The organism is Pseudomonas sp. BIC9C, assembly GCF_034541995.1.
GTDB lineage: Bacteria > Pseudomonadota > Gammaproteobacteria > Pseudomonadales > Pseudomonadaceae > Aquipseudomonas > Aquipseudomonas fluorescens_CC.
Map to the genome: position 1 here is coordinate 42,597 of NZ_JAWDGM010000010.1, position 10,327 is coordinate 52,923.

A 10,327-nucleotide genomic window follows, 5' to 3' on the forward strand; every position below is an offset into this window, starting at 1 on the left:
GGACCTTTCCCAGTATGCAACCGGTTATGAATCCGATTTACCCAGGCTTGTCGGTACGGGTTGCCGATGACGGTTTTGCCGCCTATATCTGGGGCAGTGATTTCAGTTTTGAAGTCGCGGCCTACGGTGCGGCCGAAATAGGTACGCCGGTGGCACAGTGGCCGGTCACCCCGATCACGCCTTATCGCAAGTGCTACGGCATCGACCCCGAGGAATTCAGCAGCTTTCGCGATGCCGCCGACTGCGCGATTTTCATGGCCTATCTGGATGACCAGCCCGTGGGGCATCTGGTGGTCAGCACCAACTGGAACGGCTTTGCCCATATCGACGAACTGGCGGTGCATGCACCGGCCCGACGGCATGGAGTGGCCAAGGCCCTGCTGGATGTGGCGCAATTCTGGAGCCGCAAGAAAAAACTCCCGGGCATCATGCTCGAAACCCAGAACAACAACCTGGGAGCCTGCCGGCTCTATGAACGCTGCGGTTACGTGATTGGCGGAATCGACCACCTGCGCTATCGCGGTATCGACCCGAATACCGCCGAAGTGGCGCTGTTCTGGTATCGACTGTTCGAAAATCCGTTGGAACACCCGCTCAGTTCGTCAGCATCGCCGCGGCTTGTTCCGTGACGATGGCCAACAGGGTCTGAACCGCTGCAGACGGTTCGGCGTTTTTCAGAGACAGGGCGTAGAGACTGACCGGGACGGCGGGTGCCAGCGGGCAGGTATCCAGTCCCGAGGCTTTGGCGCCGAGCGCGGTGAAGGGGTCGACGATGGCCAGGCCTTCGCCGGCCTCGACCATGCTGCGCATCATCTGATGGGTCTGGACCCGGGTCTGAATCACTGGGGCAGGGCGTAAGCCGTGCAATTTGTTTTCCAGTGCCGGGCTCAGCGGGTCGTGTCCCTCCAGGCCGATCATTGATTGACCGGCCAGGTCCTGCAATGAAATGTATTTCTGTTTCGGTTGCAGCCAGCCATGGGGTGCGAGCAACTGAAGTTTGCCCTGGGCAATCACCTGGCAATCGAGGTCGGCGTGATCGGGGTCGTGCAGGCTCAGCCCCAGATCACTTTCACGCAGCAGCAGGCTTCTGACGATGTCGCGGGTCGGCTGGCTCAGCAGTATGCAAGGCGCGTCGGGCAGGCGTCGGCGCAGGGCTGCGATACTGCATGGCAGCAATTGGTTGGCGAGAGGCGGGGTACAGATGATGCGCAGCGGCGGCGCCAGGTATTGCCTGAGGCTGTTGGCCAGGCGCTGTACGGGTTCGAGCGCGTCGTAGACCCGGGCGATTTCCACCTGCAATTCCCGCGCTTCGCGGGTGGCCTGCAATCGTCCGCGCACGCTGGCGAACAGCATGAAGCCCAACTGATCCTCGGCGTCGCGTAGCAAACGCTCGACTTCGGTCACGGGCAACTGCAGCCATTCGGCGGCGGTGCCCAGGTGACCGGTCTGCAAGAGCGCCTGGATCACTTCGATATGGCGTAAGCGCATGCGTGAAGTCCATGTTCAGCAGGTAGAGGAGTCAGTGGCTGAATCCTACCCCAAGTCCGCGCATATGACTTCTGCTCATAACGATGAGTTATGAAACGCTGATGGTTTGCGGTTCGCGGATAATGGTCACGCCGGTTTGCACCAGCAGAAATTCATTGTCGTCGACCTTGTTGACACGGTCGCCAATGGCCAGCTTGTAGGTGGTGACAGGCCCTGAACCGTCTACCGCCGGGGTAGATTCCTGGAACTCGTGCACCGAATAAATACGGCCTTGCGCGTCTCTTGCATGGAACTGACCGACGAGTACTGCTGCCATCTGCTTAGAACCTCTGGAGATAAATCACTCAATTTGCGGCTCTGTAGACCGTGACTGGGTGCGGTAAGTTTTCCTACAGGAAAAAAATAGTCAGGGGCGGCGTTTTCAGTCGCCCGCTGCTGGAATCGTCATCTATAACTACAAGCTCTTCATATCGGACAGTCGAGAAATTCCCATGAGCAACGTCTATACGATCGCCATCCTGGTCGGCAGCTTGAGAAAGGAATCGATCAACCGCAAGGTCGCACGGGCCCTGATAGAACTGGCGCCGGCCAATCTCAAGCTGAACATCGTCGAGATTGGCGATCTGCCGCTCTATAACGAAGACATCGATGGCGCTTCACCGCCGGCAGCCTACAGCACTTTCCGGCAACAGGTGAGTTCATCCGACGCGGTGCTGTTCGTGACCCCGGAATACAACCGGTCGGTGCCGGCGCCGCTGAAAAATGCGATTGACGTGGGTTCGCGTCCGTATGGCAAAAGTGCCTGGAACGGTAAACCGGGCGCTGTTATCAGCGTTTCGCCGGGGGCCGTCGGCGGGTTTGGCGCCAACCACAACCTGCGTCAATCCATGGTGTTTCTCAATGTGCCGCTGATGCAGCAGCCGGAGGCCTATCTGGGGAATGCCGGTTCGGCGTTCGACGAGGCGGGAAAATTGTCCGAGTCGGTCAAGCCGTTCCTGCAAAAATTCATCAATGCCTATGGGCAATGGGTCGAGCAGCACAAGAAAATTTGATGTTCATGGCCAGGCACAGCAAAAAAATCAGGCATTGCCCGGTACATTTGGCCAAAGATCCGCCACCAGAAACAGACGTTCAGCTTCTTCCCAGTCACCGTTGGCATTTTCCGTCAGGCGCACCAGCAATTGTGCCGGCGCCAGCGGGTCCAGCTCATCGAGCCACGCCTGCATCTGGCCAGGGTTCCAGGTGTGCTCCGCCGAATAGTGCGCCGGCGCCAGCCAGGCGTGGCGGGGCAGAGGTTGCCAGCGCCCCGGCGGGCTCTGGGCCAACAACGCCGGCCAATCCTTTTGATGCAGCCAGCGCCCCCGCAAATGCTGCGGATGTGCGCCCAACGGCGGGGCAGCCTGTCCGGGCCACGGGTACAGCAGATAACCCCCCAGCCACAAATGGGCACTGAACGCCTGGATGTCCAGTCCGGCCAGCACTTCACGGCTCTCGGGGCGTGCGGAAATCGGCAGTTGATGCTGGCTCAGGTGCGCCAGTTTACGGTCGAGCCGATCGTGGCACCCTGGACCCAGCCACTGGGCGGTGTCGTGTCCGTCGCCGGATTGCGGGCCGAGGTAGAGCTTGATCGCCAGTTCCAGGTGATGCACACCGTCGCGGTCGCGCAGCAGCATGTCCAGTTCACCCAGGGTGTGCCCCTCGCGCCGAATCGGCATGTTGGCGGCAATCAGCTCAATGCCCGGCGCATGCTGCACGGCGAATTGCCAGAGGCGTTCGTAGTACAGGCCCAGGCGCCGGGTCCGGGCCTGGGCCAGCCAGTGCAGCAAGCCATAACTGTCCCGGTCCAGCTGCCGCAGCCAATGTTCCAGTCGTTGCGGTGCCTGCACCCAGTCGCTGCCGGCCAACGGGTGGCGTTGCGGCCAGGGGGTATCTCCCAGCATGGGCGGCGCGAGAATGACCCACGCCAGGTCACGCACTTCGGGATGGCGTAACTGATGGGGCAGGTGGAGCAAATCCGGAAATAGCATCATCTTGCGAGCATAGCCCGAAACCCGGGCACACCCTTGAAGCTGAAAGGATTTTGTCTACGGCCGGCTTTCGCCCATAATCGTGGTTTTCGCCGCCACACAGATCCCCGCAGGAGCCCCATGGAGCAATTTCGCAATATCGGCATCATCGGTCGCCTGGGCAGTTCCCAGGTGCTGGATACCGTCCGCCGACTGAAACGGTTTCTGCTCGATCGTCACCTGCACGTGATCCTCGAAGACACCATCGCCGAAGTGCTGCCAGGGCACGGCCTGCAAACCTCGTCGCGCAAGATGCTCGGCGAAGTCTGCGACATGGTCATTGTGGTCGGCGGTGACGGCAGCCTGCTCGGTGCCGCCCGGGCGTTGGCCAGGCACAATATTCCGGTGCTCGGCATCAACCGGGGCAGCCTGGGTTTCCTGACCGACATTCGCCCCGACGAGCTGGAAACCAAGGTCGCCGAAGTACTGGATGGCCACTATCTGGTGGAAAACCGCTTCCTGCTGCAGGCCGAAGTCCGCCGCCACGGCGAGGCCATCGGTCAGGGTGATGCCTTGAACGATGTGGTGCTGCACCCCGGCAAATCCACGCGAATGATCGAATTCGAGCTGTACATCGATGGCCAGTTCGTCTGCAGCCAGAAGGCCGACGGCCTGATCGTTGCCACACCGACCGGTTCGACCGCTTACGCGCTGTCGGCGGGCGGACCGATCATGCATCCCAAGCTCGACGCTATTGTGATCGTGCCGATGTACCCCCATACCTTGTCGGGCAGACCGATTGTGGTCGACGGCAACAGTGAGCTGAAAATCGTCGTGTCCAAGGATATGCAGATTTACCCGCAAGTCTCGTGTGACGGGCAGAACCACTTTACCTGCGCGCCCGGCGACACCATTACCATCAGTAAAAAAGCCCAGAAACTGCGGCTGATTCACCCGCTCGACCACAACTACTATGAAGTCTGCCGGACCAAGCTCGGCTGGGGCAGCAAGTTGGGGGGTGGAGGCGACTGATGCTCGATCCCGCGCGTAGCTACGACCTGATCGGTGACGTGCATGGTTGCGCTCTGACCCTGGAGCACTTGCTAGACCGACTCGGTTATCACAAGCAAGGTGGCGTTTGGCGGCACGCGTCGCGCATGGCGGTGTTCGTCGGCGATATCATCGACCGCGGCCCGCGAATTCGCGAGGCGCTGCACATCGTCCACGACATGGTCGAGGCCGGTCACGCGTTGTGCATCATGGGCAACCATGAGTTCAACGCGCTGGGCTGGGCCACGCCGGCGTTGCCCGGCAGCGGCAAGCAGTTCGTGCGTGAGCACACGCCGCGCCATGCCCGCCTGCTGCATGAAACCCTGACCCAGTTCGAACTCCATCCGGGTGACTGGCACGACTTCCAGCAATGGTTCTATGAGCTGCCATTGTTCGTCGACGCCGGGCGTTTTCGCGTGGTCCACGCCTGCTGGGATGCCGGGCTGATCGAGCCGCTGCGGGCATTGTTCCCCAACGGTTGCGTCGACGAGCCTTTTCTCCAGGCATCGGCGCAGTCGGGTTCGTTTGCCTGCACCGTGTTCGATCGGCTGCTGCGCGGTACGGACATGCGCTTGCCCCATGGCCTGACCATGACCAGCGGCGACGGCCTGACGCGTTCGTTCTTCCGCACCAAGTTCTGGGAAGAGGATCCGAAAACCTACGGCGACATCGTGTTCCAGCCGGACGCGCTGCCTGAGCCCGTGGCCCGGACACCACTGACGTCCACTGAAAAGAACAGCTTGCTGCGCTATGGCGTCGATGAGCCGCTGCTTTTCGTTGGCCATTACTGGCGCAGCGGCAAGCCGGCACCGATCCGGCCGAACCTGGCCTGTCTGGATTACAGCGCGGTGCTGTACGGCAAACTGGTTGCCTATCGACTCGATCAGGAAACCCGCCTGGATCCGCATAAATTCGTCTGGGTCGATGTCGAGCGGCCGGAGGTGCTGCAATGAGTGCTGTAGCGGTACTGCGTCTGCCCCTGGCGGTGGACCTGAGCGGTTTTGTCACCTTGCTCAAGCGCATGCAAGTGCCCCATCGGGTCAGCGAAGAAGCGGGCGAGCAGGTGCTGTGGGTGCCAGACAACATCAGTGAAGACGTGCGCGCGCTGTACGAACGCTTTCCGGCGGGCGATCCCGACCGGCAACTGGACATTCCGGTGGCGCAGACCATCAAGCGTCCGGGGTTCGTCGAGCAAGTGAAATACGCCAAGGCGACCGCGCTGGTATTACTGCTGAGTGTGATCGTCGGCGCGATCACGCTGTTGGGCGACAACCTGCAAACGATGCGCTGGCTGACCTTCCTCGAGTTCCGCGTTGCCGGCGAATACCTCCACTTCACGCCACTGGCCGACAGCCTGGCGGCAGGGCAGTGGTGGCGCCTGTTCACACCGATGCTGATCCACTTCGGGATCCTGCACCTGGCGATGAATGGCATGTGGTACTGGGAGCTGGGGCGGCGCATCGAGTCGCGCCAGGGCAGTATCAACCTGATCGGCCTGACCTTGCTGTTCAGCCTGGTGTCCAACTACGCCCAGTACTACTTCAGCGGCCCGACCTTGTTCGGTGGCTTGTCCGGCGTACTGTACGGCCTGCTCGGGCATTGCTGGATCTTCCAGCTGCTGGCGCCGAACCCGGCGTATCGCCTGCCGCGCGGGGTGCTGGTGATGATGCTGGTGTGGTTGCTGCTGTGCCTGTCCGGGCTGGTCTCGATGATCGGCTTTGGCGAGATCGCCAACGCGGCCCATGTCAGCGGGTTACTCATCGGATGCTTCACCGGTTTGTTGGGCGGTTTGTATAACCGCCGTAAACTGGCCGCCTAATTCAGACATGCAATAAAGAGCACGGAGACCTGATGTCCTCTTTTAACGAAATGATCAAAAACATCACCCCCGATATCTACGAGAGCCTGAAGCTGGCCGTGGAAATCGGCAAATGGTCCGACGGTGGCAAACTCACCGCCGAACAACGCGAGCTGTCGTTGCAGGCGATGATCGCCTGGGAAATCCAGAACCTGCCAGAGGACCAGCGTACCGGCTACATGGGGCCGCGGGAATGCGCCTCGAAGTCGATCGAAGTGCCGAATATCCTGTTCAAGTCGGATGCCATCCATTGATCGAGATTGGCCGTGGTGCAATCAGCAAAATGTCGGCGCGCCTTGACGGGCCGAACGTGCAATACGCTTTCCGTCTGGGCGAAACCGAGGTCCCGGTCAATCCGTTGATCGGCACCACGGTGCGCCTGGAATACCTGGGTGCGATTCACTGCATCCATTGCGGACGCAAGACCAAAACCAGTTTCAGCCAGGGTTACTGCTACCCCTGCATGACCAAGCTGGCCCAGTGCGACGTGTGCATCATGAGCCCGGAGCGCTGCCACTTCGACGCCGGCACCTGCCGCGAGCCCGAATGGGGCGAGAAGTTCTGCATGACCGATCACGTGGTGTACCTGGCCAACTCGTCGGGGGTGAAAGTCGGGATTACCCGGGCCACCCAGTTGCCGACCCGCTGGCTCGACCAGGGTGCGAGCCAGGCCTTGCCAATCATGCGCGTATCGACCCGGCAACAGTCCGGTTTCGTCGAGGACCTGTTCCGTAGCCAGGTGGCCGACAAGACCAATTGGCGTGCTTTACTCAAGGGCGATGCGGCGGCCGTTAACCTGACCGAGATCCGCGACCGACTGTTCGACAGCTGCGCCGAAGGTCTGCTGGGGCTGCAGGATCGATTTGGCTTGCAGGCTATCCAGATGGTTACCGATGTCGAACCGCTGGAAATCCGCTACCCGGTCGAGCAATACCCGGCGAAGATTGTCAGCTTCAACCTGGACAAGAACCCGATTGCCGAAGGCACGCTGATGGGGGTCAAGGGCCAATACCTGATCTTCGACACCGGCGTGATCAATATTCGTAAATACACGGCTTACCAGCTCGCCGTGCATCAGTAAGGACTCCAGCATGCGCACCGAACAACCGAAGATGATTTACCTGAAGGACTATCAGGCGCCCGAGTACCTGATCGACGAAACGCACCTGACCTTCGAGTTGTTCGAGGACCACAGCCTGGTCCATGCGCAACTGGTGATGCGCCGCAACCCCGAGCGTGGCCCTGGGCTGCCGCCGCTGGTGCTGGACGGCCAGCAGCTGGAGCTGTTGTCGGTCACCCTGGCCGACCGTGAGCTGGGCGCCGCCGACTACCAGTTGACTGAAAATCACCTGACCCTGCACCCGACCAGCACCACCTTCACGGTCGATACCAGCGTCAGGATCCACCCGGAAACCAACACCGCGCTGGAAGGCCTGTACAAGTCCGGCACGATGTTCTGCACCCAGTGCGAGGCCGAAGGCTTTCGCAAGATCACCTATTATCTCGACCGTCCGGACGTGATGAGCACGTTCACCACCACGGTCGTCGCCGAACAACACAGCTATCCGGTGCTGCTGTCCAACGGCAACCCGATTGCTTCCGGTCCTGGCGAAGACGGCCGGCACTGGGCGACCTGGGAAGACCCGTTCAAGAAACCGGCGTACCTGTTTGCGCTGGTGGCCGGCGACCTGTGGTGCGTCGAAGACAGCTTCACCACCATGAGCGAGCGCACTGTGGCGCTGCGCATCTACGTCGAGCCGGAAAACATCGACAAGTGCCAGCACGCCATGAACAGCCTGAAGAAGTCCATGCGTTGGGACGAAGAGGTCTATGGTCGCGAGTACGACCTGGACATCTTCATGATCGTCGCCGTGAACGACTTCAACATGGGCGCCATGGAGAACAAGGGCCTCAACATCTTCAACTCCAGCGCCGTGCTGGCCAAGGCCGAAACCGCCACCGATGCCGCGCACCAGCGGGTCGAGGCGATCGTCGCCCACGAGTACTTCCACAACTGGTCGGGCAACCGCGTGACCTGCCGCGACTGGTTCCAGCTGTCGCTCAAGGAAGGCTTCACCGTGTTCCGCGATGCCGGTTTTTCCTCGGACATGAATTCGGCCACGGTCAAGCGCATCCAGGACGTGGCGTACCTGCGCACCCACCAGTTCGCCGAAGATGCCGGCCCCATGGCCCACGCCGTGCGCCCGGACAGCTTCATCGAGATTTCCAACTTCTACACCCTGACCGTGTATGAAAAGGGTTCGGAAGTGGTTGGCATGATTCACACCCTGCTCGGTGCCGAAGGCTTCCGCAAAGGCAGCGACCTGTACTTCGAGCGCCATGACGGCCAGGCGGTGACCTGCGATGACTTCATCAAGGCCATGGAAGATGCCAATGGCGTTGACTTGACTCAGTTCAAACGCTGGTACAGCCAGGCTGGTACACCGCGCCTGGCGGTGAGCGAGTCTTATGACGCGGCGGCAAAAACCTACAGCCTGACCTTCCGCCAGAGCTGCCCGCAAACCCCGGACAAGGTTGAAAAACTGCCGTTCGTGATCCCGGTCGAACTGGGGCTGCTGGATACCAAAGGGGCGGCGATTGCCCTGCGTCTGTCCGGTGAAGCCAGCGCGCAAGGTACCTCGCGGGTCATCTCGGTGACCGAGGCCGAGCAGACCTTCACCTTCGTCGATATCGCCGAACAACCGCTGCCTTCGTTGCTGCGTGGTTTCTCGGCGCCGGTAAAACTGAGCTTCCCGTACAACCGCGACCAGTTGATGTTCCTGATGCAGCACGACAGCGATGGCTTCAACCGCTGGGATGCCGGCCAGCAATTGTCGGTGCAGGTGCTGCAAGAGTTGATCGCCCAACAGCAGAAGGGCGAAGCGCTGGTACTCGATCAGCGTCTGGTGTCCGCACTGCGCACGGTGCTTTTGGATGAGTCGCTGGATCAGGCGATGGTGGCGGAAATGCTGTCGCTGCCGAGCGAAGCGTACCTGACCGAGATCAGCGAAGTGGCGGATGTCGACGCCATTCACACCGCCCGCGAGTTTGCCCGCAAGCAACTGGCCGACGCGCTGTTCGAAGGTCTGTGGCAGCGTTATCAGGGCAATCGCGAATTGTCGAAGCAGACGCCGTATGTGGCCGAAGCCGAGCATTTCGCGCGTCGTGCCCTGCAGAACATCGCGCTGTCGTACCTGATGCTCAGCGGCAAGCCGGAAGTATTGGCCGCAACCCTGGAGCAGTTCGACGCGTGCGACAACATGACCGAGCGCCTGACCGCACTCGCCGTGTTGGTCAATTCGCCGTTCGAGGCCGAGAAAGCCAAGGCACTGGGCAGCTTCGCCGAGCACTTCATGGACAACCCGCTGGTCATGGATCAGTGGTTCAGCGTCCAGGCCGGCAGTGTGTTGCCGGGTGGTCTGGAGCGGGTTCGTCAGTTGATGCAGCATCCTGCGTTCAACATCAAGAATCCGAACAAGGTGCGGGCACTGGTCGGTGCGTTTGCCGGGCAGAACCTGGTCAACTTCCACGCTGCCGATGGTTCGGGGTATCGCTTCCTGGCTGACCTTGTGATCGAGTTGAATGGCTTCAATCCGCAGATTGCTTCTCGCCAGTTGGCGCCTTTGACTCGCTGGCGCAAGTACGACAGTGCTCGTCAGGCGTTGATGAAGGGGGAGCTGGAGCGGATTCGGGCTTCGGGGCAGTTGTCCAGTGATGTGTTTGAGGTGGTCAGCAAGAGTTTGGCTTGATCTTGGCTTTTTTGGACTTGGCGGCCTCTGGGCCGACCAAGGCCTTTGCTGATTGAGTACATATCCGTTTCTTCGGAAATGGCGGCTGGCGGTTTCGCCCTTACGGCGAGTCCCTTTTGGCAAACGCCCCAAAAGGAACCAAAAGGTCTCGCCCCTTTCGTACGGCCCCTCGCCAA

The 10,327-nt window shown here is 60.7% G+C and carries 11 protein-coding genes; 8 read left to right on the forward strand and 3 right to left on the reverse strand.

All coding sequences use genetic code 11. The annotated features are described in order from the left end of the window. The first annotated feature begins 14 nt into the window (after positions 1-14). Positions 15-629, forward strand: a complete 615-nt coding sequence (locus tag RS887_RS30270; protein WP_322618289.1) for a GNAT family N-acetyltransferase — start codon at positions 15-17, stop codon at positions 627-629. Here RS887_RS30270 and RS887_RS30275 read toward each other — a convergent pair. Together RS887_RS30275 and RS887_RS30280 are read right to left on the reverse strand one after the other, a co-directional pair. After that, complete coding sequence (locus RS887_RS30275; RefSeq protein ID WP_322618290.1) at positions 595-1,488, reverse strand: LysR family transcriptional regulator; 894 nt, start codon at positions 1,486-1,488, stop codon at positions 595-597. The genes RS887_RS30270 and RS887_RS30275 overlap by 35 nt on opposite strands. An 88-nt stretch (positions 1,489-1,576) precedes the next feature. After that, complete coding sequence (locus RS887_RS30280) at positions 1,577-1,804, reverse strand: hypothetical protein (protein ID WP_008016124.1); 228 nt, start codon at positions 1,802-1,804, stop codon at positions 1,577-1,579. 175 nt (positions 1,805-1,979) lie between these two features. Between RS887_RS30280 and RS887_RS30285 the strand changes: the two genes are divergently transcribed. Continuing rightward, positions 1,980-2,540 (forward strand): NAD(P)H-dependent oxidoreductase, encoded by a 561-nt coding sequence (locus RS887_RS30285; RefSeq protein ID WP_322618291.1) that lies wholly within the window; start codon positions 1,980-1,982, stop codon positions 2,538-2,540. A gap of 27 nt (positions 2,541-2,567) precedes the next feature. Here the strand turns inward: RS887_RS30285 and RS887_RS30290 are convergent, their stop codons facing one another. Further along, positions 2,568-3,518: a DUF1853 family protein gene (locus tag RS887_RS30290; RefSeq protein WP_322618292.1), complete on the reverse strand. Its 951-nt coding sequence runs from the start codon at positions 3,516-3,518 to the stop codon at positions 2,568-2,570. Between the two features lie 117 nt (positions 3,519-3,635). Here RS887_RS30290 and RS887_RS30295 point away from each other — a divergent pair, with 117 nt between their 5' ends. The 6 genes from RS887_RS30295 to pepN are packed head-to-tail and all read left to right on the forward strand — an operon-like array spanning position 3,636 to position 10,151. Next, positions 3,636-4,526, forward strand: coding sequence for an NAD(+) kinase (locus RS887_RS30295; protein ID WP_322618293.1), 891 nt, complete (start codon positions 3,636-3,638; stop codon positions 4,524-4,526). Continuing rightward, positions 4,523-5,497 carry a metallophosphoesterase gene (locus RS887_RS30300; protein ID WP_416340021.1) on the forward strand — a complete coding sequence of 325 codons (975 nt, stop codon included), beginning with the start codon at positions 4,523-4,525 and terminating at the stop codon, positions 5,495-5,497. The genes RS887_RS30295 and RS887_RS30300 overlap by 4 nt, the downstream gene beginning before the upstream one ends. Next, a complete protein-coding gene (locus RS887_RS30305) occupies positions 5,494-6,363 on the forward strand; it encodes a rhomboid family intramembrane serine protease (protein WP_322618295.1) in 870 nt (289 codons plus the stop codon). Before RS887_RS30300 ends, RS887_RS30305 begins: the two co-directional genes overlap by 4 nt. A 32-nt stretch (positions 6,364-6,395) precedes the next feature. Beyond that, entirely contained in the window at positions 6,396-6,656 is a 261-nt protein-coding gene (locus RS887_RS30310) for a YeaC family protein (RefSeq protein WP_322618296.1), read from the forward strand. Beyond that, positions 6,653-7,483 (forward strand): DUF2797 domain-containing protein, encoded by an 831-nt coding sequence (locus tag RS887_RS30315; RefSeq protein WP_322618297.1) that lies wholly within the window; start codon positions 6,653-6,655, stop codon positions 7,481-7,483. Before RS887_RS30310 ends, RS887_RS30315 begins: the two co-directional genes overlap by 4 nt. A gap of 10 nt (positions 7,484-7,493) precedes the next feature. After that, on the forward strand, positions 7,494-10,151 hold the full coding sequence (gene pepN, locus RS887_RS30320) for an aminopeptidase N (protein ID WP_322618298.1): 2,658 nt from the start codon (positions 7,494-7,496) through the stop codon (positions 10,149-10,151). Positions 10,152-10,327 lie beyond the last annotated feature (176 nt).

What these genes read in the sequence shown, in the direction of transcription:
- RS887_RS30270 (WP_322618289.1), top strand. Translation starts at nt 15, where the DNA reads ATGCAACCGGTTATGAATCCGATTTACCCAGGCTTGTCGGTACGGGTT.
- RS887_RS30275 (WP_322618290.1), bottom strand. Translation starts at nt 1,488, where the DNA reads ATGCGCTTACGCCATATCGAAGTGATCCAGGCGCTCTTGCAGACCGGT.
- RS887_RS30280 (WP_008016124.1), bottom strand. Translation starts at nt 1,804, where the DNA reads ATGGCAGCAGTACTCGTCGGTCAGTTCCATGCAAGAGACGCGCAAGGC.
- RS887_RS30285 (WP_322618291.1), top strand. Translation starts at nt 1,980, where the DNA reads ATGAGCAACGTCTATACGATCGCCATCCTGGTCGGCAGCTTGAGAAAG.
- RS887_RS30290 (WP_322618292.1), bottom strand. Translation starts at nt 3,518, where the DNA reads ATGATGCTATTTCCGGATTTGCTCCACCTGCCCCATCAGTTACGCCAT.
- RS887_RS30295 (WP_322618293.1), top strand. Translation starts at nt 3,636, where the DNA reads ATGGAGCAATTTCGCAATATCGGCATCATCGGTCGCCTGGGCAGTTCC.
- RS887_RS30305 (WP_322618295.1), top strand. Translation starts at nt 5,494, where the DNA reads ATGAGTGCTGTAGCGGTACTGCGTCTGCCCCTGGCGGTGGACCTGAGC.
- RS887_RS30310 (WP_322618296.1), top strand. Translation starts at nt 6,396, where the DNA reads ATGTCCTCTTTTAACGAAATGATCAAAAACATCACCCCCGATATCTAC.
- pepN (WP_322618298.1), top strand. Translation starts at nt 7,494, where the DNA reads ATGCGCACCGAACAACCGAAGATGATTTACCTGAAGGACTATCAGGCG.